The organism is Chitinophagaceae bacterium, from assembly GCA_016710165.1.
GTDB lineage: Bacteria > Bacteroidota > Bacteroidia > Chitinophagales > Chitinophagaceae > Ferruginibacter.
In genome coordinates this window covers 605208-631464 of the sequence record JADJLJ010000001.1, presented here as the reverse complement: position 1 = coordinate 631464, position 26257 = coordinate 605208, and the positions used below count along the sequence as shown (strand labels likewise).

The window sequence follows — 26257 nt, the reverse complement described above, 5'->3', positions numbered from 1 at the left end:
TTGTTATATGTATAGTACAAAGCAAACCGGATCGGTCCTTCTAATACTGGCTGTGTTTTTTACTTTGACCGGCATGCACGCCAATGCCCAGCAGGGGGTCAATAAAGACGTTGAGGTGAACCAGGAAAAAAGAATGCTTAACTACCTCGAGCAGTTGCGGATACAGTTCTACAACCCCAAAAACATGTTTGCTTCGGAAGTAAGGATCGTTTACCTGGATTCACTTTTCCGGGTAACGAAAGACCCGACAGAAAACCTGAACCTGGCATTCCGGCTCGGGCATGCTTTCCTGGAAGCCGGAAGGGAACAGGATGCGGTTAACCTGTTCAGCAGGATCGCAGATTTTGTAAAAGATGTTCCGGCATCAAAACGATTTGCTATCCCGGCACTCGGTCTTGCCTATATGCGGCTGGCAGAGCGTAATAACTGCGTTAATTATCATTCAGCGGAGGCTTGCATTGCGCCCATACAGGGTAAGGGAATTCACCGGGATAAAGAGCCTGCCGAAAAAGCAATTGAACTTTTTGAGACAGCATTGAAAGAAAATCCGGATGATCTTGATTCACGCTGGTTATTGAATATTGCTTATATGGTTACCGGAGGTTATCCTGGCAACGTTCCCCGGGAATGGATCATTCCGGGACTGGATGCAAGATCGAAAGTGAATGTAAACCCGTTTACTGATATTGCCGGCACCCTGGGGCTTGACCTGAAAAACCGCTCAGGCGGAATGATCGTGGATGACTTTAATAATGACGGGAACCTCGACATTATCAGCTCGGCCTGGGGACTGGATGACCCGATGCACTACTTTAAGAATAATGGCGATGGTACATTTACGGATGTGTCGGAGAGATCCCGTATCAGCAAATTCAAAGGGGGTCTTAACATCACTCAAACCGATTATAACAATGATGGCTGGATCGATATCTTTATTTTCCGGGGTGGTTGGCAGGGCCAAATGGCAGAACTGGAACAACCCAATTCGCTTATACGCAATAACGGCGACGGAACCTTTACCGATGTTACCATACAGGCGGGTATTTTTTCGGAACATCCCACACAAACAGGTACCTGGAACGATTTCAATAACGATGGATGGATCGATCTCTTCATTGGAAATGAAACAATGGATCCTGCCAAACTGCATCCCTGTGAATTGTATATCAATAACCGGAACGGGACCTTTACCAACGTGGCTGCAGGTATCGGCATGAAAGTAGCCGTGTATGCCAAAGGAGTCAGTTCGGGTGATTATGACAACGACGGATGGGCAGATATCTTTATTTCCACCCTGGGGGGACAAAAAGTATTGCTGCACAACGAGGGCGGAAAAGGGCAGGGCCTGCATTTTAAAGACGTAACGAATGAAGCCGGCTTTGCTGGTTTTGAGAACCGCACTTTTCCCACCTGGTTCTTTGATTTTAATAATGATGGCTGGCTGGATATCTTCATGTGCAGCTATGAATTTGAACGGGCCCTTTCTTTTTATACAGCCAAAGAAGCGCTGAATCCTTCTTCTGATCCTGCGGGTAAAGTGCAACTGTTCATGAATAATGGTAACGGAACCTTTACCAATGTCAGTTCTGCCATGGATATGAACCAGACCTCTTTTTCCATGGGGGCCAATTTCGGGGACATAGATAATGACGGGTACCTCGATTTTTACTTGGGTACCGGAAACCCCAGTTACAAATCCATTATTCCAAACAGGTTGTATAAGAACCTGGGTGGAAAGGATTTCACAGACGTGACCAATGCGGCACGGGTGGGTCATTTGCAGAAAGGCCACGGTGTTTCTTTTGCAGATATAGATAATAACGGAATGCAGGATATCATCGAAGACCTGGGTGGGGCTTATATCGGTGATGCTTATCACACAGCATTGTTTTATAATCCCGGCCAGGGGAACAACAACTGGATCGGTTTAAAACTGGAAGGCAATACATCGAACAGGCAGGGCATCGGTTCAAAGATCACAGTAACCATCACAGAGAACGGCAGGAAGCGGATCATTTACCGGGAAGCTAACTCAGGCGGCAGTTTCGGTTCTTCTCCCTTGCGGCAGAGCATTGGCATTGGCACTGCCAGGGTTATTGATGAAATAAAGATCGTTTGGCCTGCTTCCGGTACTACGCAGGTATTTAAGAATATAAAGCCCAACCAGTTTATTAAGATCACGGAAGGCAGGCAGGAAACAGAAACGCTGAATATTAAGCCCATCAAACTGAAAACAACAGGGATGGCAACGCCGGCCGTGCAGCACAAGCATTAATGACTACTCAATTCTTAGCGGATCTTTTATCTTAAAAAGTTAATGGCTTTTCGATATCGATTATTCCTTGTGCTTTAGCAGAAGCTAAAAAAAACCGCTGCGGTAATGCACTTTGAATATTACATCAGTCACTTTTATTTTTACACAAAGCAATAAGGCCCAGTACAGGGCCAATGGCAAGCAGCATATAAAGGTACCGGGGAGTAATGACTGCAGCAAATGACTTAATTACCTGGATACTGATGATGGTAATGGAGAAACCGATGCAGTTCACCAGGGTAAGCGCTGTTCCTTTTAATTCTCCGGCAACATTTTGTGCAACCAGGGTGGAGAACATGGGAGAGTCGGCAATGACGACCAATCCCCAAAAAGAAGAAACCCTGTCAACAGCGGGTTCGAACTGCTGAAAAGGAAGAACGGGGAAAGCAAACAGCATGTACAGGATAAGAACAGTGAAACCGTGGCTATTTTCTTTGCTCCAAAATGCCGGGAGACCAGGCCACCCAGCACACATGCGGCCCCGCCACAGGCAATGATCATAAAAGACAGAAGAGAAATATCGATGCCTGTTTGATAGTGTGCTTTATTTGCTGCCAGCATCACCGGAACAAAGGCCCAAAAGGCATACAACTCCCACATATGTCCAAAATATCCAAAAGCGGCCGACCGGAAATTTTTATTCCTGAATGCCACGGTAAAAGCCGTTAATTTTAATTTGTTGCCCGGCTTCCTGAATGGTCCGTCGGGTACGGTAACCAGCATGATCAGCCCGCCAGCAACGGAAAGCAGCGAGATGGAATAGATCACGTATTCCCAGTTAAGACCGGCCATGGTACTTTTTACCAGGTGTGGAAAGGATGTTCCCAAAACAAGGGCACCCACTAAAAATCCCAGTGACCTTCCCAACCCCTGCTGAAAATGATCGGCAGCTATCTTCATACCAACGGGATAAATACCGGCCAGGAAAAAGCCGGTTAAGAACCGGAACAACAACAGCATCTGCGGTGTAATACCCCGAATGATCATTCCCAGGTTGAACAACGCTGCAATGATGGAACAGGTGAAGAAGACACGGGTAGGGGAAAAACGGTCGGCAAGGGTAAAGATGGCAAAAATTAACGTACCCGCTATGAAGCCAAATTGCACCGCACTGGTGAGGTTGGCTAAAAAACTTTCAGGAACCCCGGTGTTTCTAATGAGATCGGGCATGATCGCATTGCCTGCAAACCATAAAGAAGTACAAAAGAATTGCGAAACAACAATTGCAGGTAAGATCCATCTCCTGGTAGAGGCATAACGCATATGGATGCCGGGTTTTTTGTTTCTGTTTCTTAATACATTTCGAAAACCTGCAGTTTCACGGCCGGACCCAGAAGCCATGTTATAGGTTCGCAGGCCAATGCTAATACATTGCTTTCCGGTAAAACTAAAACTTAAACATTGAACCGGAAATGCATCACGTCACCGTCCTGTACCAAATATTCTTTTCCTTCTATGCGCAGGCGGCCATTCTCCCTGCAGGCAGCTTCGGAGCCGTATTTAATAAAATCATCGTAGGCGATCACTTCGGCCTTGATGAATCCTTTTTCAAAATCGGTATGGATCACACTGGCAGCCTGGGGTGCTTTCCATCCCTTGTGAATGGTCCATGCCCGTACTTCCTGCACACCGGCAGTGAAGTACGTTGAGAGGTTGAGAAGCTTATAGGTGGAGTGGATCAGGCGATCCAATGCCGGTTCATCCATTTTGTATTCCTCCATGAACATGGCCTTGTCCTCCGCGTTCTCAAACTCGGCGATCTGTGCTTCAATGGCATTGGTCATCACGATCACTTCATTGCCTTCGTTCTTGACCGCTTCAATGAGTGCAGCCGAAAATTTATTGCCGGTATGCATGCTTGCCTCATCCACATTGGCCACATACAGAATGGGTTTATCGGTGAGCAGGAAGAGGTCGGCAATGGCGGTCTTTTCTTCTTTGCTTAAACCGAGTGACAGGATATTCTTTCCTTTGTCCAGGTGTTCTTTGCAACGAAGCAGTACATCCAGTTCGGCCTTCATCTTCGGGTCGGTCTTGGCCAGCTTTTCGGTACGCTGCAGTTTCTTTTCCACGCTTTCCAGGTCTTTCAGCTGCAGTTCGGTCTCAATGATCTCCTTATCACTCACCGGGTGGATGGGGCCTTCATCTCTTAATATATTCTCATCTTCAAAACAGCGTATCACATGAATGATGGCATCCACTTCCCGTATATTGGCCAGGAATTTATTGCCCAGCCCTTCGCCCTTGCTGGCGCCACGAACCAGGCCCGCTATATCAACGATCTCGATCTGCGTTGGAACGATCCGGTCAGGCTTCACCAGTCCGGCCAGCTTATCCAGCCGGGGGTCGGGTACATTCACCAGGCCGGTATTGGGTTCGATGGTACAGAACCGGTAGTTGCTCGCCTGTGCCTTGGCGCTGTTGCTCACCGCATTGAATAAGGTTGATTTTCCTACATTGGGCAGTCCCACAATCCCTGCTTTTAAAGCCATCTTGAATTAAAAATTAAAAAGTCAAAAATAAAAATCGGCGCAAAGGTAAGGGATTAAGGTTGAAGGGTTGAAAGGTTGAAGGGTTTAGAGGTTAAAATGGAACATATCTTTTAAAAGAATTAACTAACTTTCAATCCGTAATCCATTACTTATTACCTAAGACTTACAACTTATAACTTCTAACTCATTACTTCTATGGCATTAAGCAGGATATGGTCGGGGTTTATCATTGTGGCAATACTGGTGGCCGGTATCAAGTGTATCTTCTTTCCGGGCCATGCAGATATTTTCAGCTGGATGGTGGTGGGTAAGGCCGATGACCCTGCAAACCCGCTGAAGATGGACGGCATCATTGAAACCTGCTGGACGGCGGTGAACCTGAGTTTAAAACTCATCGGCATCATGGCCCTTTTCATGGGTTTTATGAATATTGCCGAGCGGGCAGGAGGGATACGGGTATTATCGAGGATCATCGGGCCTTTCTTCTCCAGGCTTTTCCCGGATGTACCCAAAGGGCATCCTGCGCACGGACATATGATGATGAATTTTTCGGCCAACCTGCTGGGGCTCGACAATGCGGCCACCCCCTTTGGTTTAAAAGCAATGGAAAGCCTGCAGGAACTGAACCCGGACAAGACAACGGCTTCCAATTCGCAGATCATGTTCCTATGCCTGCATGCTTCGGGGCTTACCCTGATACCGGTGAGTATCATAGCCATGCGATCGTCCCTGAAAGCAGCCAACCCGACCGATATTTTCATTCCCTGTATGATCGCCACTTTTGTGGCCACCATTGCCGCCATGCTGATCGTTTCTTTCCGGCAACGGATCAAAGTGTTCCAGCCCGTGATCATGCTGTGGGTACTTGGCATATCGTCCATCATTGCATTGCTGGTCATTTACCTGCATTCATTGAACGCCGATGGGGTACAATCCTTTTCCAGGGTATTGAGCAATGGATTGATCCTGCTCATTTTTTTGTTGATCGTCCTGGGCGCTTTGTACAAAAAGATAAATGTATTTGATGCTTTTGTGGAAGGGGCGAAGGGTGGATTTGAAACAGCCGTTAAAATCATTCCTTACCTGGTGGGGATGCTGGTAGCCATCAGTATGCTGCGTACCAGCGGCACTTTTGATGTGATCATTGATGGGATGAAGAATTTATTTGCCATGATGGGAGCCGATACCCGTTTTGTGGATGGCCTTCCAACGGCACTGATAAAACCCATGAGCGGCAGCGGTGCCCGGGGCATGATGGTGAGTACCATGACCACATACGGGGTTGATTCATTTGCCGGCCGCCTGTCGGCGATTTTGCAGGGCACTTCCGATACCACGTTTTATGTGGTGGCAGTTTATTTTGGTTCTGTATCCATCAAGAACACCCGTTACTCCATCGGCGCCATGCTGCTGGCCGACCTGGTGGGCATCATCACCTCCATCATACTGGCGTATTTGTTCTTTGGGTAGGTTGAAGGGTTGAAGGTTGAAAGGTTGAAAGGTTGAAGGGTTGAAAGGTTGAAAGGTTGAAGGGTTGAAAGGGTAAATTTTTAAATACACAAACAAAAAAGGCTTTCCGGTGGGGAAAGCCTTTTTTGTTTGTAATAGGTTCTGTTTATTGTGTGATATAACTGGTTAAACTGATCGCCCTTCCGGTTACAGCCGTATTACCCCTTGCCCAGAACGTGTATGAACGCTGGTTGCCGGGAGTCAGGTTTATTGATCCAAGAGAGGTTGTAGTTCCCACTTTCCTTAACTGGATAGCCTGGCTGGTTGTGGTCATTGGTAATTCAATCCAGTCAGATAAATTTTTGTACGGAATGCCTGCCGTAAGAATAGTTGCGGTGGTGGAATTGTACAATTCATAAAGATCTGTATTCACAACCAGGTTCAGCAAACGGATCTTATATTTTCCATAAGCGGGCATGCTAACCGATTCCTGTACCACCATTAGATTGGGGGTGGCCGGTGTTGGATTTGGCAGGGGATCAACCAGTATCACACTGTGTGCCTTCTCCGGCGCCAGGGTAAAACTGTAGTTAGCGATCGTGTCGCTGGGCAGGCCGGTTCCCGTACTGCGGTTCAGCACGGCTTTAATATTGACCACGCCGTTGGGCGCTGCAGCAAATGCACCGCTTACATTCGGGTAAAGGGTTGTATAGCCTATAGCTGTGGCATTCAGCTTCTGATTGTTTACATAATAGTCCACCGTTGGGCCATTGGCAGGTGTACCAAGGGACGGTGTTAATGCAGTATAGGAATTCAGGAATTTTAAGAGCGCCGAACCGGTAGGAACATAATCCCAGGTCTTGTTTTCATTAAGATCATTTTTCTGACAGGCACTCAAAAACAGTACTGAAATAATAACCGAAAATAGTATCCTTTTCATAATTGTCTTTTTAGTTAAGGTTAAGGTAACGAGAACCACATTTCTTTGGTGTGATAATCAGCAAGGTCTCCACCAAACACAGCAAGCTCCGCTATGTTCCACACATATTCTGAATTGTGCCGTGGCCTTACCCTGTAGCTGAGTTTACCGCCATTATCCGGCCAAAGGTCAAGTCCCTGCGGGGGAGTGAAAGAGTAGAATACCTGATTGCCGGTCATTGGATCAAGGTCGGTATAGTGAAATCTTCTCAGATCGGTCCAGGCTTCTAAAATACCATAACCCCAGAGAGCAATATATTTCTGCTGCATGATATGACTCAAACTAAGGTTGGCAGAAGTGGGCACAACAGCGGGGTTTGCAAGGAATGCATCCCGGGTGCCTGCCGTCATCACTCTTGCCGGCCTGATGTTCACATTGTACCTGCTGAGCAGCATGTCATAGTGCTGCGAAATGCCTTGCCTGTATGCAGCCAATGCAAGTGGTTTATCGCCTTTACGGAAGGCTGCCTCGGCCTTCATGAACTGGATCTCAGACGATGTCATGAAAGGGAACTCGGCATTATCCCGGAAAATAAACCGGGCGGTATCAACAGTAGGGACAATGGTAGCGCCCCAGAAATTTGTCGGTCGCTGGGCGGTGGCCAGGGGGAGTTCACCTTTGGTCGCCGTAATTCCATACATGTTGTTCACTTCTGTACCGGTACCGGTGCAAAGCATATACCAGCGGCGGGGATCATCCACGCCTCCGAAAGTACTGCCAGCGCCTTGCGTGCCCGTCATTAATTCTACAATATACTTTGACTGGCGAAGCGTGGTATTGTTGGCCCTGAACCTGCCCCAGTAATTATTCTGGTTGTTAACCGTGCCACCTACGAATTTATATGTGGCATCTTCCCCGGGTATTTGCATGGCCTTGTCGCAATAATAGATCACCGAGTCGGGCTTATAGGTTGATTTATTGGAAAGATGGTTATAGCTGCGGGCCATTATCCCGTACACAAATTTTTTCCATTTATTAAGATCTCCGCCATAAAACCACTGGTCGGCCGCAGCAAAGTCACCGCTTGCGGTACCAGCCCTGTCAAAGTTATCCAGAGCCTGTTTACAGAGGTTCCTTACATGGTCGTATACCTTGTCCTGTGTATTATATTTAAAAGCAAGCAGGCTGGTATTAAAAGCTTCATCCAGGATCACTTCACCATGGTAATCGGTAAGGGTCAGCCAGCTCCAGGCTTGCAGGGCGTAACCGGCAGCCACATAATCCCACTGATCTTCTTCGGCAGCCCATTCGATCATTTTATTAAGATTAGGACCCAGGTTCCAGTAATTCATGCGCCAGATAGCGCCGCTGTTATCCACTCCCGGGAACCAACCCATCATTTCATGCCGGGTGATCGTTCTGTCACGGGTAACTGCAGGAACATTGGCAAATGTATACCTGCATGCATATACCTGGGCCGTGGTACCAAGATAAAGGAAATCTTCCTGCAGGTTGATCGCCATCTGGTAGTGGATAGGCGGTAATAACTCCGATGGTTTTACTTTCACCGGTGCATTCGGATTCAGGTAGGCTTCATCCAGCTTTTTGGTACAGGATGCCATCCAAAAACCTGCGAGCGATAAAATGAATAAATATTTTATTGATTTCATAAATTATTTTTTTAAAGTTTATTTATTAAAACCCTGCCCGCAGACCAAAGTTCAAACTGATTGGTTCAGGTACTGTTGCAAAATCAAAACCAAAAGCACCCACGCCCCGGGTTCCCGGTGTGGTACCGTTCACAGCAGGGTCGGCGCCGGTGTAATTTGAGATCAGTATCAGGTTATTGCCGGTCATGAATACACTGAGTGTTTTAAATACTTTTAATTTCTTGATCATATTCCTGAAATTATAAGTGACCGTAAGATCCCTCATCCTCATGTAGTTTACATCTTTTTCAATAAAATACTCTTCATTGAACAAGGCACTTGTTGCAGCACCTGTATAGTAGGAATTATTGAGGTACGGGTATATTACGATGTTATTGGGTGTAGGGTTGGCCGTATTCTCCAGTCCGTCTTTTAACACGCCCTGAACAATTTTAGGTGTTTCCCGGTCAGCGGTCAACCTGCTCCTTCCGATCGTTGTAAGAAATAATTCATTTCCATTAAATACATCACCACCCACTTTGATATCCCAGAGCATACTGATTGTCCAGTTTTTAAACCGGATATTGTTATTCACACCCAGCGTGAAATCCGGGTTCCGGTCACCCCTGACCTTAAAGTTATTATCGGTGAGTGGAAGACCGGAAGTTTGTTCGATCAGGATCTGTCCTTTGTTGTTGCGCTGGTAACCATAGGAGGTGATACTGGTAGTGGGGCCACCTCTTTGCAAACCAGCCCTTGCATTGCCGTACAGCCAGGTATCCGAAATATAGAATTCCGGCAGGTTACTAGGCAGGGTCAGCAGTTTGTTCCAGCTTTTTGTGAAGTTCAGCCCCAGGTTCCAGGTAAGATCGGTTTGTTGTAGTACCCGGTAACTGGCTGCGATCTCAACGCCCCGGTTGCGGGTGCTGCTGAGGTTTAAGGTATTTAAAATAAATCCGGTGCCATAACTGGTTCGTACCAGTTCCAGGATCTGGTCTGTATTTAGTGTATTATAATACGTAGCATCAATGCTCAGCCTGCTCTTTAAGAAACGAAGCTCCATCCCCACTTCATAGGTTGATTGCTTCTCGGGTTCCAGTAAGAAATTGGAATTATTGAAATCATATCCAAAACCTCCGCCACTGGAAGTTTGCAAAATGAAAAATGACTGATTGGAATAAGGGCTATTCGATTTAGCGGTGCTTGCCAGCGAAGCCCTTATCTTGCCATAGGTCAGGAAATTGCTATTCTTAAGCGGTTTGATGAGGTCTGTGAATATCACACTGACGCTTCCGGCAGGATAATTCACTTTCCGGTTTATTTTTGGCAGGGTGGAACCCTCTTCAAAACGATGCGTATAGTTGAGGAAGACAATATTGTTCCAGTTCAGGGCCACTTCACCAAAATAAGCCAGTTGCCGTATCTGCCTGTAATTAAAATCGTTGAACGTTTTATTACGATACAACCAGTTCCTGGAAGAGACAGCAGTGGTTGAGGAGTCCCCGATACGCGAAGGATCAAACTTGAACGTGGTGGCATCGGCAATACCGTTTCCAAAAACCGACCAGGCGCTGGTCTTATAATCCTGCCACATGGTACCTACCATCAGCCTTCCGTTGAACTTTCCCAGGCTGTGCTTTGCAGTGGCCGTAATGGTGTGGTTGTACCCTTCATATTTCCGGTAGTAATTATCCTGTGAGCCACGGGTGGCTTTTGTGAGTAAATAGGTTTCAGGATGATAAAAGGTCCAGCCATCATTTTTGTAGGTCTCATATCCAAACCGACCCGCCAGCGTGAGCCATTTCAATGGATATATATTTATCCCAAGGGTTGCATTTTGTTTGTTCAGTTTATCATAGCTCCGGTTGTTATGCACATTCCAAAGGGGATTATCGAATTCCTCATTGGCATCCTTTTTGGTATAGATCTCTCTCTTTGTATTATCGGCATTATAAATATTATTCAGGTTATCATTCACCGGCCAGCGCATGAGCGTGGTTAGAAAACCGTTGGAACTCCGGATCGGTTTTTTATTGATACTGTGTGTATACGTGAAGGCAGGGGTTATGTCAAACAGCTTTTTAAACCGCGTGGTGTTACTGATCCGGATTGTATAACGGGTATACTTGTTGTCAGGAACTGTACCAGACTGGTTAAAAGCTGAACCGGAAACCTTAAAGCTCATGTTCTTGTTACCGACATCAACCGTTAGGTTATGTGTTTGTGAAAACCCGGTCTTAAAGAAATCCTTAGCCTGGTCCTTCCTGGTTGTACCGGGAGCAAGTTTGGGACCGAAATAGGCAAAATTACTATCGAGTCTTCCATTGATGCCCATATCATAATCCGTATATAACTCGGGCAATCTTTCCACAAACTGAAGCCGGAAACTATTATCATAATTTATAGCTCCCAATTTGAATTTTTTGCTTCAAATGCCTTGGCCTTTTTTGTGGTGATAACAATAGCACCTGAACTTGCCTGGCTGCCATATAGCGCCGTTGCTTCGGGGCCTTTCAAAACGGTGATCGATTCGATATCATTCGGGTTCATATCGCCCACCCGGTTGGTATAGTCATTTCCCCTGTTGGTAGTTTGGTTAATAGGCCTTGTTCCGTTAGAAGGATTTTCTACCAAACCAAGCCCGCTGCCACCATTACTGTTTTCATCAAGTACTGAGTTATCTACGATCGTTCCGTCTACAATAAATAAAGGCTGATTGCTCAGTGCCAGGGAATTATAGCCCCTAAGTACAATATTGGTTGAGGCGCCGGCATTGCCACTTGTTGGAGTAAGGCTTACCCCGGATACCCTTCCACCCAAAGCATTCAGGAAGTTTTCCCGTTGCGTTTCCTGGATCTCATCTCCGCCGACTTTTTGTACAGCATAACCCAATTCCCGGGGATTTCTTCTTATATCCATGGCAGTTACCACTACTTCACCCAATGTACCGTCGCTGCTAACCAGCCGTACAGTAATGGAAGTTGAACTACCGATCTTAACCTGTTGTTGTTTAAAATTGACCGAACTTATGATCAGCACGTCTCCTTTGGCAGCAGAGATACTGAAATTGCCATTGGCGTCTGTCTTGGTTCCCGTGTTCTTTCCCTTAAGGATCACCGTAGCACCTTCTACTGCAGCGCCGTCCCGTTCATTGACGACCCTTCCGGAAATGCTTGTTTGTGCCTGGGACATCAGAGGAACCAGTAAGAACATAATAGAAATCAGTCTGGTTGTAAATTTTCTCATATAGTCGTGTTTTTGTTTTGAAAAAAAAGAGCTTGCCTGGTTTTTAACTGCTGGGGAATGCCGGAGTAAAGGGGGGATGACAGGGTATCAGGGATTTTGTTGAGGCGGCAAACCAGCTTCGTAATGTTGCTGGTCACGGCTTTTGTACAATCAAATACATAAGCCTGTAATGGTTTTTTATACAGACTTAACTGGTATATCCTGTACACCTGCATTTCTCCTTAAGCTTTAGTTTTATTGCAGGTCAAATTAGTATTAAAAATGCAAAAAAGCGCATATTTTGACTAAAAATATTGCACATTCTGTATAAAAACCTGCATAACGGTTTTGCCATAATGCGGTTTTACAGGATGAATCAGTCAGGGAAGTTGGTTATCCGGGTTTCCCTTTTTTTGCGAAATGTTGCTTTATTATTCTTTACTTTTCCCACTGATCGCGGGAAGGGATGTTTTCAGCATTGGACCGGAAGTTTTATGCGGGCCTGAAGACTGTTCGGGATCCTCTTCATCGGAACTGCCAGAGTAATTTCCAAAAACCGAAGCCATTGCTTTTGCATGATAAATGGCACGGGTGAATTTATTTCCTATAACGATGATGGTGGCTGAATCATTGATGAGCCGTATGAAGGATGCATTGCTTCCATGCCACCAGCCATTGTGGTAAATGATCTTTTTTCCATCCGGATGATCATACATGCGCCAGCCCAGTCCATAATTACGTATACCCGGCCTTTCGTTGCTGTAACCTGCATAAGCCTGTGCCAGCGTTTCGGGGGAGAAGAGCCGGTTCGTGTACAAGACCCTGTCCCAGGTTAACAGGTCCCGTACGGTGGTGTAAATGTTTTTGTCGCCATAAACCATATCCAGGAAATTGAACGGTTCGATCTTACCCCGCCAGTTATAACTGGGAATGGCCCTGGATGTATCGGCAGCGGTAAACACATAACTGTGCTTCATTTGCAGGGGGATGAAAAAAACCTGGCTGATAAAATCCCCGTATTTCCTGCCGGAGATCCTTTCAATAAGTAAGGCAAGCAGTGCATAGTTGGTATTGCAGTACGTGAAGTGGGTGTTTGCTGCACTGATATCCACCAGTTCGGCTTTCCGGGTTATTAAAAAATCCAGGACATCTTCATTGCTGACCACTTTATTCTTATCCCAGCCCAGGTTGTCCAGGAAATGGGTGTAATTGGGCAGACCACTCCGGTGGTTCAATAAACTTCGTATCGTCACACCGGGATAATTGAATGCCGGAAAGTATTTGCTGTATTCATCATCTATATTCAGTTTCCCATCCTGCCATAGTTTTAAAACAGCCATGGCAGTGAACGTTTTTGTAACAGAAGCAATGTGCAGGGGCATCGTCGCATTGATGGAATCGGTACCCGGTATATGGGCTGTGCCGGAATATTTTTCAAAAACGATATTGCCGTTCTTTGCCACCAATATCCCGCCATTGAAACCCCGGGGAGCAAGGGCAGAATCGTACCAGGCTTCACAGGCGGCTTTTAATGCGGATGCTTCTAGGGCAGAGATCGGAACCGGGGCGGGCAGTTCGATGCTGGCGGAACTGTCACTTTTATGATGTTGGCTGTTGCCCGAAGGATTGCATTCAATTAAAAGGAGGGCAGGCAGGGCAATTACCAGGCCATTCAGAAAGCGTCTGTTTATCAATAGCATGCAATACTAGCTTTAGATAGAATATATTTGTGCAAAATACGCTGTTATCGTCATGGCTGAAAATAAAATAACCAGTTATCCCAAAGAAAAAATAAACATTCTTTTTTTAGAGAATATCAGTGATGTGGCGGTAAAACATTTTAATGCCGCCGGCTATACCAATGTAAAAAAACTGAACGGGGCATTGAGTGAAGAGGAGTTGATCGCAGCGGTAAAAAATGTACACCTGCTCGGGATCCGCAGCAAGACCCAGGTAACAAAGCGGGTGCTGGAAGCAGCTGAAAAACTGCAGGCCATCGGTTGTTTTTGTATCGGGGTTAACCAGGTTGATCTGAGAACAGCTACCCGCAACGGGGTTGCTGTTTTTAATGCCCCGTACAGCAATACCAGGAGTGTGGCCGAACTGGTGATCGGGGCATCCATCATGCTCATCCGTAAGATCCTTGATAAGAATAAGGCAGCCCATGAAGGCAGGTGGATGAAAGATGCAAGCGGCAGTTATGAACTGCGGGGAAAAACGTTGGGCATCATTGGTTACGGGAACATCGGCAAACAGGTGAGCGTGCTGGCCGAAAGCCTGGGCATGAAAGTTATTTTTTATGATACCGAAATAAAATTACCCCTGGGCAATGCCGAGGACCGGAAAAGTTTTAAGGAGGTGGTGAGCAAATCAGACATTGTTACCTTGCATGTACCTGAACTGCCTTCCACAAAGAACATGGTGAATAAAAGCAGCCTTAAATATTTTAAAAAGGGAAGCATCCTGATAAATTATGCAAGGGGAGAAGTGGTTGACCTGGAAGCATTGCGCAAAGCATTGCTGGAAGGGCTGCTGGGCGGCGCCGCCGTAGACGTTTTTCCCGTGGAGCCGGAAAAGAATGGCGATCCTTTCCATACCCCGCTGCAGGGGTTGAGTAATGTGCTGCTTACTCCGCATATCGGCGGCAGCACCCAGGAGGCGCAACATAATATCGGCGATGATGTGAGCAATAAATTATTCAACTACCTCGAAAAGGGTATCAGCACCGGCTCTCACAGCATACCCGGATTGGCGCTTCCGCCGCAGGAGGGCACCCACCGCATCCTGCACATACATAATAATGTGCCGGGTGTGCTTTCAGAGATAAACACCCAGCTCAGCCGCAATAAAATAAATATCCTCGGGCAGTATCTGAAGACCAACGACGAGATCGGTTACGTGGTGCTTGACGTGGATAAGAACATCAGCAGAAATGCATTGGAGTTGCTGCGTAAAGTAAAGGCCACCATTAAAGTGAGGATGCTGTATTAGGTTTTACCGAAGGCAATTCAACCGAGATCGTTGTTCCCTTCCCCCGTCCGACCGGGTCGTCCGGGCGGGCTTTTTCACTTTCAATGTGCAGGGTGGCTCCCATGATCTTCACCAGGTCTTTTATGATGAGGTAACCAAGCCCGTTCCCTTTCCGGTTATCAATATTGGCAGAGGAGATGATGAACTGGTCGGCCATGATGTTCTTGATCTGTTCGGGGGTCATGCCTACGCCCTCATCACTTACACTTACAACCACCAGCCCGTCCTTCTGTTCTGCTGCGATCAGCACAGCGCCGTTTTCAGAAAAATTGATCGCATTCGTCAGGAGGTTATACACCAGGATCTTCAACGGCTCAAAGAACTGGTGAATCTCCAGGTCGTTGTTCACCCGGTTGTGTAAGCTGAGTTTCTTCTGCTTTGCCAGGGAAGTAAGCACACCTGTCACCTGGTTCACCAGTTCATGTAAATTGAATGTTTCTTTTGCCATCCGCCTGTTCTCATTCTGGTATTTTATCCAGTTGAGGATGTTGGTGGAGAGCAATTGCAGTTCCTGGGACGTGTTGGTCATCTCCTGTATGGTTTCCACCTGCAATGCTTCCGGCATCAGGCTTCTTTTCTCGATCAGGTTTTTCCCGGCCACGGTAACAAACTTCAGAGGGGTAACAATGTCGTGGCTGATGATGGAGATAAGCCGGGTTTTGATGGTATCGTTCTTCTCCAGTATCTCATTTTGTTCCTGCAGTTCCTTTGTTTTTTCTGCCACCTGCCTTTCCAGCCTGCGCTGCCTGATCTTATATTGCCGGGTGCGTAAGTGGAAGAAGAGGATGGTTATTCCCAGCACGGCTAAAAGGCACAGGGCATAGAACCACCATTGCTTATGCCAGGGCGTGCTGATGGTAAAACGGATGACCTTGTACGTGTAATTATTTATTCCAAACCCGTTCAGTTTTCTTATGCGCAGGGTATAATTTCCCGAACTGAGGTTGCCGAGCCGGATCACCGCATCGTTGCCGGTATTCACCGTTTTCCAGTTCAGTGTATCATTCAACTGGTAATCGATGTAAATATTTTCCTTATTGCACCAGGAGGAAAAGCCAAGCTGGATAATAATCTCCTGTGTCTGCGGGGGCAGCTTCTTTTGCGGAAGCGAGTCAACATTCACCGGGTTATTATCCGCCGTCATTTCATCAATGAAAATTTCTCCCGAGGGTAAAATGGGAGTTGCCTTCCCGGGGTTTACCCACAGCAGGCCATCCATGGAAGGAAAAGAAATTGTTTTATCCCGCAGGCGCAGGGCGCAGGGTGTACACCCGCCATTCAGCTCGGTCATTTCCATCCCGTCCTTTTTACCATAATAATGATAATACACCGATGGCCTGTTGTTTTCAAATGCATCAATAAGTTCCGATAAACTTGATTTGAATAGTCCCCTGTTGGTGCTTATCCAGCAATAGCCTTCGTCATCCGGCACAAAACAGTGCGGGTATAATAAATACCTGTTCTTGTCAAGCGGCATGGATCTTATTATCCCGTTCCTGTAAATATAAAAGCCCGAACCGTATGTGCCGAAGAAGACATAGTCTTTGTATTTCCAGATACTGCGTACACAGATATTCTCTTTGGAAAAGATAGTATCCAGCCTGCGGGTTGCCGTATTGAAACGCAATAACCCCGAACAGGTGGCAACGGCCAGGATACCGGGGCTTATCTCTGCAAAATCAAATGTTGTTGTGCCTGCCATTGTTTTGGGATACCGGTAAAGAAACAGAAGGCTGTCTTCATCAAGAATGCCCAACCCGGTCATGTTGGCTAAATATATTTTACCGCCGGATCCTGTTACAATATCGCCCCACTTTATTTTAGGATACGCTTTTGTGCGGCCCGTGGATTTGTTATATTCAAACAGGCAGTTGTACCCGATCTTGCTGTTTGTTTGTGTATACCACAGGGAGTTTTCACCGGTATGGGAAATATTGAATGAGAATTTTCCCCGAACCGGCAGCGTGTTTTCATTGGTCCGCTTGTCGCCGATGATATCACTTTCATTGGTCAGTATATTCCCATCCGTAAGTTCGATCTGCGAATAATAGGAGTTCCGGTTTTTTGAGTTGACGTTATTTCTTCTTTTAGACTGTACCCTGTTCTGGTTAATTACAATAAGGCCTTTGGATTCGGTTCCGATGAAAAGCAGATCATTTTTTTCACTGTATTGAACCGACTTGATATAGGAATCGGGCGGAATACCCGTTGAAATGAATTTTGCTGAAAGGCTTGTGCCATCGTAGGTCAGCAACCATGCATTTTCACCGTCGATCAGTACCGGGTTGCTCATTCCTGTTTGCCAGAAAAGTGTGCTGTTGTTGGCTACTGCCCTTAACCGGTTATTGTTGCTTCCCGAAAAAGGGACCGGCACCAGTTTTTGTTCACTTACATTGAGAAGAAAGATATCCTTTTTATTGTCCATGATAAAATACCGGTCGTTGATCTTAAAAATGGTATTCACATTTCCATTTCCATAAGACCGGATAACGGGGTCTTTTAAACTGAGGGAATAATAAAACAGGCTTCCCTGGTTAAGGATCAAACAGGAAGTATCACTGAGGGCAACTATTTTACTGAAACCGGATGAGAACCCCGTTGGTTTTATGTTTCCGGCATTCCTGGTAAAAAAAGTATCCGATACACCCAGCAGGTAATAATGGCTGATATAGGGATTGATGCTGCTGTTTGTTGCAGACCTTCTCCAGAAGATCGGCCTGCTCCGGTCGATAAGGAATATATTCCCCGGCTGGTCTGACGTGTAGATCCTGCCCTTATTATTCTGTACTATAAAAAGCATCCTTTCCGATGCTATCGAAGGCATATTTTCCTTGGTATACGATTTAAAATCAACCCCGTTGAAACGTACAATACCTGCTTCGGTGGCCATCCACAGGAACTCTGTTTTGGCATCCCATTGCATGCCTTTGATCCCGTTCGAGGGCAATCCGTTATCGGTAGTGTATTGCTGGATGTGAGAGCTTATAGCAGGCTGGGCTGCACCGGGTACAGTGGTAATAAGAAGGAAGGCGGCCAGGATCAGTAGCTTTTGCATATGCATATTGCAATAACCAAGTTACTGCTTCCTGCTCAATAATTCACATTATAGAGGGTGGCCAGTTCCATCAGTTCCTTGATGTTGCCCGCCGTTGTTTTTTCGAAGATGCGGGTTTTGATGGTGGAGATGGTGTTCATCTTCAGGTTGAGCGTATCGGCAATTTCCTTGGTGCCAATGCCTTTGAGTATATAATGGAGTATCTCCAGTTCCCGCGGCGCCAGGCTGGTAAAGGGATTGTCGTGGTGCTGGATATTGTTGCGCCTTACCGGTTCTTCATTGTGCAGGAACTTCTGCAGTTCCTGTATCATTTCTTCCTCGCCAATGGCTTTCGACATGTAGTGATTGATCCCGTATTGCTTCAGCGCCTCCCCGTATATTTCGGCGGGCTGCATCGAAAAAATAAGGATGCGCAGGTCGGGATATACCCGGCGGATGTTGGGGATCACTTCCAGGGTACTTCCGTCTGATAGAATAATATCCAGCACCAGGTGCGTGTATTTATTCTTTACCAGTTCCTTCATCAGGTCATTGCAGGTAGCTACTTCATGAATATCGGTATAGCCAAGGGTAAGCTGCATGTGCAGTTTAAGTCCTTTGCGTATCATGCTGTGATCGTCTGCTATCAGTATTTTTGGTTGCATCCTTGTTTCTCTGTTTCCTTTGTTCAACTGGTAAAGTTCTGTAATTTATTGCTGTGGTTTGTAGAATTTATTCTCCTTTTAAAACTACCTGATCAGTACAAAACTTCCTTTTTCAACCTGTACGACCGGGTAATTGGGTGCGCTGTAGGTAAGAATATAAACGAAGCCCCCGCCGGGCATCTCATTGCCTTTTACCTTCCCGTCCCATCCGGTGTTCTTGTCGCTGGTTTCAAAAACAACCTGGCCATAGCGGTTGAATATTTTCAGGTTGAATTGTGTGACCAGTTCCGTTCCCAGTACTTTGAACAGGTCATTCTTTCCATCATTATTTGGTGTGAAGGCATTTGGAATCTGTACAATACCGATCGGCTTTACCACTACGCTGTCGCTGTTCGAACAATGGGTCATGTTATCCCTTGCCAGTACGGTATAGGTCATTTTCCTGTCGGGGGTGGCAACGGGGTTCAGTATGTTTGCCAGGTTCAGGAATGTGGTCGGCGTCCATACAAAACTATGATTCCCCGGGTTGGAAATGGTTGCATCCAAGGTGACCGAGGATCCGATGCGGAAATATTTATCCGGCCCTGCATTGATGGGCGGTGCCGGATTAATGGCCACGATACCGGTAGCCGGCAAGGAACCGCATCCGTTTGCATCTGTCACTACCAGGCTCACATTGAATGACCCTGCACCATTGAAAGTATGTTGCAGCGGCGGCGCTGCAATACTGCTGCCGTTCCCGAAATTCCATAGCCAGGAACTGATGCCTGTGAGCGTTGAATTGAATTGTACCGGCTTATTTTCACAAAGCGTATCCGGCAGAAAACTGAAGGAAGCGGCTGGGTTGTTATTAATGGCCGGGATGATGTATTGAACCGTATCTGTTCCGCATCCTGTTGTAAAACTTACTGCATGTCTTACTGTTCTGGTTGCTGCCAGTGCCGTATAACTGTGTGTAACGCTGTTGTTGTTGGTGATTGTGGTTGAATTGCCATCTCCAAAATCCCAATACCAGCCAGGTGGATTACCGGCATTTGGCGGTACAGATGAAGTAAATGTGAACACACTATCTGCACAGGCTTTTCCTGCAACCTGAACAGACAGGTTTACGGGGCTGCCGATGACCACTGCTTTGGTGGTATCGCCTGCACAACCATTATCGGCATAGATACGGTAGCGTACATTATAACTGCCAATTGCCGGGAATGATTTTGTTGCATTAACGGTGGTTTGTGTAGTACCATCGGGGAAATTCCACAGGTAGCTGGTAAGATTAAATGTACCGGGTACGGATGTTCCTGTAAGCACGATGGATTGATTGGGGCAGGCGGACGGGATCGTGAAATCGGCCAGTGGCCCGGCTTTTACCACCACTTTTACAGATGCATATTCAGTCTGGCTGCAATTTTCAATTACAGCCGCCGAGTAGCTTACCGGTATGTTATATGTTCCGGGGTTAGCAAAAGTAAAATCCTGCTGCAGAGTATATACATAGTAGGTCCGGCCATTGATCTGTTCCGTGGCAAACGGCACTGGATTGTTGATAATGGAATCTGTATTGGGCGTGATACCTGTTACCTGGCTCAGTCTCCAGCTGATAGCCGTAGCCTGGTAACCCAGTTTTACAAATAGCCGTACGGGTGTTTTTGGGCAGGTGAATGTATCGATATTGCCCGAAGTATTGAATGTGTTCCTGATCGCACTGTAATGGTTCAGGTTATTGATAAGGGTACCTGCATTGTATCCATAGCTTTCATAATTACCCAAACCATATATGGTGGCATTCAATGCAGAATCACTGGTGATGGTATGTTGTGCCGCCGGTCCGATAAACCGGGCAAGGGCAACCGAATAAGAAGGGTAATTGGGATGGGGAATTATTTGCGACGCCGGGAGGGCGGCACCATCCACTCTTAACGAAGCAACACCCGCTGTTGGCAGAATTATGTTTGTATATACATACGCGATGGCAGGCGATTGCCTGCTGGCAAATAACCGGACTGATTTCTGACCCTGTTCGATCGGGCTCAGGTAAAACATTTCGGGATCACCATTGGAGGGTGGGGCTGGGGTGGTTGTTGGAAAATTCCAGCACTGATTTTCATTGACTGTGTATTGGGAAACCAATACCGGTTTATCCGATTCTATATAATCCCCCCCGGTTGAATCCTGGAATTCGTAATAGAAATTTTTGATCAGGCCCGTAAGTACAACTCCGTTCCTTCTTACAACAGCCGATGGATCAGAAACGCAGACCCGGTAATAATTTCGGTTTGTTTCCAGGATATCGGTATTGGTATTATTGATCGTGTGATAAGTGAGGTACCGGGTGCCCCATGCCTGCGCCGGAAATACCTGTTGCTGCATGTATTCACCGCCATCGCCCCGGCATATCCGGATGCCGCCAGAACCGGAAAAAAAAGCGATGGGATGACAGTTGCCGTCTGCTCCCACAACCGATTTTATTTTACTTCCTGTCATGTCTTTACTGGCGGCCCAGGCCTGGCTATTACCGGCCACCATTTTGCCGAACACGTTATATATTTCCCCTTTGTTAAGATTGACCGTATACGTTTGGCCGGGAAGCCATCCGTTTTTGGTTGAATCAGCGGGTACGATCTCCACTCTCGTATTATCTTCTGAGGCAACTACATAGAACCACGAATACCAATCAGGGCCATTGGCTGTGGTAGGATTTATTATTGGTAACGGAGAATTGGACGTTGCCTGGCTGTAATTGATGGAATAGTAAGAGTATCCATAGGTTTCAACCGGCATCAGCATCGTGGCACCTGAACCCTGGGTCACGTAAACATGTGCATATACCGCCACAGGTACATCGCTCACTATATGAATTCCTTTCGTAGATAATCCATCGGTAAGTAAACGGGCATCATTGGCTCCTGCTTTAGGGATCACAATGGATGCATCCACACTGTTTGCGGGAATATTCACGGTTTGCGACCAGGAAGTTCCATTGATTGAGACCGTAACAACAGCGGCCTGTTCTGCACTTATATAAAGAGCCATATCCTGGCCATTGAGTGGAATTACCCCCCCGTTATCAGAATTTAAGAAGATCCAGTGAAATCCATATCCCAGCCAGAATTCTTTTCCCCTGTTGGATTTATCCTGAGCAGTTAACGACAAACAAGTAAAAAAACAGGCTATGAATGCGAACAGACGGTTGCAGATACTTCCTTTCATGGTACAATATTCTGAAACCCGCTGATCAAAGCGAATAGAATTAATTCTACAAATGCTGCTTTCATATCGCAGTAACATTGCCCTCTCATTTATAGCAAAACATAAAAGATAACCAAAATGAACAAGCACTGCAGCGGGAAATTTCAGTATTATCTCCTTTTAATATTGATCTCCATTTCTTCAACGATCTCATTTGCACAGACCAGCAAATTCAATACAACAGACTGGAAGTTCAGTAACCCCCAGCAATTCGGGTTTACGGTACTGGATGTGGATTTTTTTGATAATAATACTGCGATTGCTGTCGGATCGGACGGGGGTATTGCCAAAACCACGGACGGCGGTTTAAACTGGACCTATGGTGTATTTACATTTACAAACCCGGCTGGGTTAACTGCTAAAGCCAGTTTCCTGGATGTACATTTTGTAACATCCACTATTGCTTATGCTGTTGGTAGCCCCGGTGTTATGGCTAAAACCACAGATGCTGGTGTTACCTGGAGTTTTGTAAACACTCCGCTTTATGCCAATGCAAAAAATATAAATACCTGCTGGTTTGTAGATGCAAACAAAGGATACATAGGCGGGCAATATAACAATACCACTGACTCGCTGCCCAAACTGTATTTTACGCTGAATGGCGGTTCTACCTGGGATTCCATTGCTGCTCCGCCAGTTAATGGGGTAACCCGTGCCGGCTATATCAACAATGTAAATATTCCATCGGTGCTTTTGCCATTAGATGCTAAAATGGAGGAAATTCAGCGGATCGAATTTTTACCCAATGGCATCGGGTATATCTGCGGTACGGGAAGCCCTTTATTTCCCCGGGTGAGTGCCAATGCTGTTGCAGCTACCTGTTTACCCAGCACCGGTAACTTAACCACCGGGGCGCATACCGCTGCTTTGCTGTGGAAATTTCAAAACGGTATTTTAACGGACTATTCAATAAGCAAGGAACGGATCGGCTATACGGGGATAAATACCAATACGGTTACCTGTACCACCGGGTTCGGAAACATTACTCCTGCCGCCCAGACATACCGGGCCATGAACATCATCAATGATACGATGGTAGTGTTGATGTCGTTCAATAACAATACCGTGGTAAGGGTTCAAACAGGTGTTTCGCATAACACACCCAATGTGAATGCATCGGGTGCACTGGAAAAGGAAAATACGAAGTGTTGAATTATCCGTTCCCGCCAACCGGCGGGCCCAATGCCGGACCACCGATCCCTAACCCGCAGGTTTTATTGGCGTCCAATCCTTACCAGATCAGAAGAACAAGTAATGGTACGCTTGTAGCAAACGGTAATTTTGCCCGGATGTGGATCTCGGTTGACACCGGCAGAAACTGGAAGGAATCGAGAAGCCTGCCTCCCGGAAAGAATTACAGCAATAATGGGGTATGGGCACTTGATATTGCTCCAAACGGTAAATTCTTATCAATGGGTTCGCTGGGTGTTGTTGCCGATTCCATGCCAGGTGGCCCCGGGTGGAACAGTAATTATGTAACGGTTCCGTTAGGCGCTGCGTTTACTAAAATGGAATTTGCCGATTGTAATAATGGCGTTGCCACCGGGAGCGGAAACATCAATGTAACAACCGACGGCGGTAAGACCTGGTGGGACAGGACCCGGCTTGATTTCGTCAATTCATTCTACAGCATCAATGGGTTTTCGTACCGGAATTCAAATCCTTCGCAGGCTTACTTTGCCGTAAGCAACGGCACCATATATTATTCTCCGGATATGAATGTGGCGCCTCCTGCCACGCCCACATTAGATCCCATTTATACAGATCCGCTTGTACAAATGAATGACCTGGCCACCGTTGGCAGGGACAGTATCTGGGCAGTTGGTTATAGTACTTTTTCTGTTCCCTCGGCCTCCAGGACCTCCAAGATATTCCGGTCCGTTAATGCCGGGGCAACCTGGAGTGTTTACAGCGGTTTCCCGGTTGGAACATTGGCTCCGAATATTTCTGATATTGAATTCCCTACCCGCCTGGTTGGTTATGCAGCCGGCAGCAGGGATACTATTTATAAGACCACCGATGGCGGGATAACCTGGAATAAATTGCCCTTGCCAAGCCCGGGTGTAACACCCCAGATCTCTTACCGGGATATGTACGCACTGGATGCAAACACAGTATTCCTGGTAGGTAATGGTTTTCCAAGAAAAGTAGTAATTAAAACCACGGATGGCGGTGCCACCTGGACAAATATTACCGGGAATATCCCGGCATTGGGGGTGGGTAACTTAAACGCGATCGTGATGCATGATGCGAATAATGGGTATGTCATGACGCCGGGTGTTATGGTTAAGACCACCAATGGAGGAGCCACCTGGACATTTGAGGCTCCGCCAACCGGTTGTATATTTGAAACCGCAGCCTTTGCCCCCAAAACGGTTCCTGCCGGGGTATCTATTACCAACCGGAAATTATTTGTTACGGGTGTGAATATAACGGGGGCCCCAATCATGGAGTATGGCAATCCTGCAAATATTAATGTGAATGCAACCGAAACAATTGTTTCCAGCTGTGCCAACGCAGCACAGGGTTCCATCACTCTCCAGGCAACCGGTGGTATTGCACCGTATACATACAGCATCAATGGCGGACCATTCCAGTCATCCAATACATTCACAGGTTTAACACCAGGTGCTAAAACAATAACCATCCGGGATATCTTCTGCGGCATAATGACAAAGTCCGTGACCGTTCCGGTCCGTCCTGTGCCTTCTGTTAATGCAGGACCTGATAAGACCATCGTGCAGGGTTACGATGCTTTACTGCAGGGAAGCAGCGCTGCAAGCAGCGTAACATCCATTGCATGGACCCCGGCTGTTTTGCATGGCGCCGGTACATACAACGTATGGGTTAAACCTCCCGCTACCACAAACTACACGTTAACCGTTACCGATGCCAATGGTTGTATCGGAAGCGATGATGTCCTGGTGACCGTGATCCCGTATTGCATCAAAGTGATGAGCGCCTTTACACCAAACGGGGATGGCATCAACGACAGGTGGCTGGTTACCAACGGGGCATCCTGCAGCCAGCAGATCATTGTAAAAGTGTTTAACCGTTACGGCGAACTGGTATACAGCAATGAGAATTATAACAACGACTGGGATGGAAAGTACAAGGGTAAACCTGTTCCGGACGGCACCTATTACTATTCGATCCAGTATCGCCTCATTAATGGCAATACCATACCGGTAAAAGGAGATGTAACCATTTTAAGATAATTAATTAATAACCATAATCATGAAATATAAATTATTGATCGCCTTTTTTGCCGGTATTGCATCGGTATCAAATGCACAGCAGTTACAAACATCATCCATGTACGACCTGCAGGGGATGATCCACAACCCTTCTGTGGCCGGAACGCAGGAGAACAGCAGCATCGGGCTGAGTTACCGCAGCCAGTGGTCAGGCATCAGCGGCAGCCCGAAGACCGCCACCCTTTTTGGTTCATTTGATGTACCTAAGTTTGGAATGGGGGTGGGGGCCGTTGTTTATAACGATAAGACCGGGCCTACTTCCAGGACAGGTATTTCACTGATGCTGGCAAAACATATCCGTGGTAATAACGGAAGTGTGTTTTCCATCGGCATTGAGAACAGGCTCCAGCAATATGCCATTGATAAAGGAAAACTTACGGAAGCCCTGGGTTCCGACCCGGTCCTGGGATCCAGCGATAACCGTTTTAAATACGATGCCGGCTTTGGGTTTTCCTATACCAGCAAAAAAGTTCAGGTGGGCGCCTCAGTTTCACAGCTGGTGCAGTCGAAACTGGACTTTTACAGCGGCAACCTTACCCGGAATGAAGAAGCAAGATTGTACAGGCATTATTACCTGCATGGCCTCTACAACTGGTACGTGGACGGAACAACCGTTATTACTCCAAATGTCCTCTTAATATATTTGCCTAACGCTCCTTTGAATTACCAACTGGGCGCCCGGGTGGAATTTAATGAACTGTTTTGGTTTGGCGGGGGTTACCGGTCCCACCAGAGTTTTATGTTATCTGCCGGCGTGAACATTGGTAAGAAACTTACCCTTGGTTATGCCTATGATAACTATATCTCCCCGATCAGCAGTTTTGATAACGGTGCCGATGCCCACGAGGTATTGCTCCGTTACAATTTTTCTAAAAAATAATTCTCAGGCGTTTAGTTTTTGTTGGGCAGCTTACTTTGTAAGCTGCTTTTTTTATGCTCCCCGGCCCGTGAAAATTTAATTTCTTAAATTTTCAAAA

The 26257-nt window shown here is 46.6% G+C and carries 15 protein-coding genes and 1 pseudogene; 6 read left to right on the top strand and 10 right to left on the bottom strand.

Translation table 11 applies throughout. The annotated features are described in order from the left end of the window. The first annotated feature begins 52 nt into the window (after positions 1 to 52). Positions 53 to 2275, top strand: a complete 2223-nt coding sequence (locus IPJ02_02775; protein MBK7374514.1) for a CRTAC1 family protein — start codon at positions 53 to 55, stop codon at positions 2273 to 2275. Positions 2276 to 2399: 124 nt separating this feature from the next. Here the strand turns inward: IPJ02_02775 and IPJ02_02770 are convergent. Together IPJ02_02770 and ychF are read right to left on the bottom strand one after the other, a co-directional pair. Further along, positions 2400 to 3577, bottom strand: a pseudogene (locus IPJ02_02770) (MFS transporter). A 131-nt stretch (positions 3578 to 3708) separates the two neighbouring features. Continuing rightward, positions 3709 to 4806: a redox-regulated ATPase YchF gene (gene ychF, locus IPJ02_02765; protein MBK7374513.1), complete on the bottom strand. Its 1098-nt coding sequence runs from the start codon at positions 4804 to 4806 to the stop codon at positions 3709 to 3711. A 195-nt stretch (positions 4807 to 5001) separates the two neighbouring features. Between ychF and IPJ02_02760 the strand changes: the two genes are divergently transcribed. Continuing rightward, entirely contained in the window at positions 5002 to 6276 is a 1275-nt protein-coding gene (locus IPJ02_02760) for a spore maturation protein (protein MBK7374512.1), read from the top strand. 145 nt (positions 6277 to 6421) lie between these two features. Here the strand turns inward: IPJ02_02760 and IPJ02_02755 are convergent, their stop codons facing one another. The 5 genes from IPJ02_02755 to IPJ02_02735 all read right to left on the bottom strand — a co-directional run bounded on the left by IPJ02_02755 (position 6422) and on the right by IPJ02_02735 (position 13748). Then, positions 6422 to 7195, bottom strand: a complete 774-nt coding sequence (locus tag IPJ02_02755) for a DUF4397 domain-containing protein (protein ID MBK7374511.1) — start codon at positions 7193 to 7195, stop codon at positions 6422 to 6424. A gap of 20 nt (positions 7196 to 7215) precedes the next feature. Then, entirely contained in the window at positions 7216 to 8844 is a 1629-nt protein-coding gene (locus IPJ02_02750) for a SusD/RagB family nutrient-binding outer membrane lipoprotein (GenBank protein ID MBK7374510.1), read from the bottom strand. A 25-nt stretch (positions 8845 to 8869) separates the two neighbouring features. After that, positions 8870 to 11236 carry a TonB-dependent receptor gene (locus IPJ02_02745; protein ID MBK7374509.1) on the bottom strand — a complete coding sequence of 789 codons (2367 nt, stop codon included), beginning with the start codon at positions 11234 to 11236 and terminating at the stop codon, positions 8870 to 8872. Next, positions 11224 to 12069, bottom strand: coding sequence for a TonB-dependent receptor plug domain-containing protein (locus IPJ02_02740; GenBank protein MBK7374508.1), 846 nt, complete (start codon positions 12067 to 12069; stop codon positions 11224 to 11226). The genes IPJ02_02745 and IPJ02_02740 overlap by 13 nt, the downstream gene beginning before the upstream one ends. 410 nt (positions 12070 to 12479) lie before the next feature. Beyond that, positions 12480 to 13748 carry a beta-lactamase family protein gene (locus IPJ02_02735; protein MBK7374507.1) on the bottom strand — a complete coding sequence of 423 codons (1269 nt, stop codon included), beginning with the start codon at positions 13746 to 13748 and terminating at the stop codon, positions 12480 to 12482. A 52-nt stretch (positions 13749 to 13800) separates the two neighbouring features. Between IPJ02_02735 and serA the strand changes: the two genes are divergently transcribed. Next, the gene (gene serA / locus IPJ02_02730) at positions 13801 to 15039 is read left to right on the top strand and encodes a phosphoglycerate dehydrogenase (GenBank protein MBK7374506.1); all 1239 of its coding nucleotides are present in this window, start codon (positions 13801 to 13803) and stop codon (positions 15037 to 15039) included. On the opposite strand, the gene IPJ02_02725 is transcribed toward serA, so the two are convergent. Genes IPJ02_02725 through IPJ02_02715 form a run of 3 tightly spaced genes read right to left on the bottom strand, consistent with a single transcriptional unit; the run spans position 15017 to position 21927 of the window. Continuing rightward, positions 15017 to 18133 (bottom strand): HAMP domain-containing histidine kinase, encoded by a 3117-nt coding sequence (locus tag IPJ02_02725; protein ID MBK7374505.1) that lies wholly within the window; start codon positions 18131 to 18133, stop codon positions 15017 to 15019. The two genes, serA and IPJ02_02725, sit on opposite strands and share 23 nt — an antisense overlap. Before the next feature lie 35 nt (positions 18134 to 18168). Beyond that, positions 18169 to 18804 (bottom strand): response regulator transcription factor, encoded by a 636-nt coding sequence (locus IPJ02_02720; protein MBK7374504.1) that lies wholly within the window; start codon positions 18802 to 18804, stop codon positions 18169 to 18171. A 57-nt stretch (positions 18805 to 18861) separates the two neighbouring features. Beyond that, entirely contained in the window at positions 18862 to 21927 is a 3066-nt protein-coding gene (locus tag IPJ02_02715) for a gliding motility-associated C-terminal domain-containing protein (protein MBK7374503.1), read from the bottom strand. Between the two features lie 174 nt (positions 21928 to 22101). Between IPJ02_02715 and IPJ02_02710 the strand changes: the two genes are divergently transcribed. From IPJ02_02710 to IPJ02_02700, 3 genes are read left to right on the top strand one after another with little or no spacing between them, the layout of a single operon-like run. Then, positions 22102 to 23175 (top strand): hypothetical protein, encoded by a 1074-nt coding sequence (locus IPJ02_02710; GenBank protein ID MBK7374502.1) that lies wholly within the window; start codon positions 22102 to 22104, stop codon positions 23173 to 23175. Further along, positions 23172 to 25241 (top strand): gliding motility-associated C-terminal domain-containing protein, encoded by a 2070-nt coding sequence (locus IPJ02_02705; protein MBK7374501.1) that lies wholly within the window; start codon positions 23172 to 23174, stop codon positions 25239 to 25241. Before IPJ02_02710 ends, IPJ02_02705 begins: the two co-directional genes overlap by 4 nt. A 19-nt stretch (positions 25242 to 25260) precedes the next feature. After that, the gene (locus IPJ02_02700) at positions 25261 to 26160 is read left to right on the top strand and encodes a PorP/SprF family type IX secretion system membrane protein (GenBank protein ID MBK7374500.1); all 900 of its coding nucleotides are present in this window, start codon (positions 25261 to 25263) and stop codon (positions 26158 to 26160) included. The last annotated feature ends 97 nt before the right edge of the window (positions 26161 to 26257 follow it).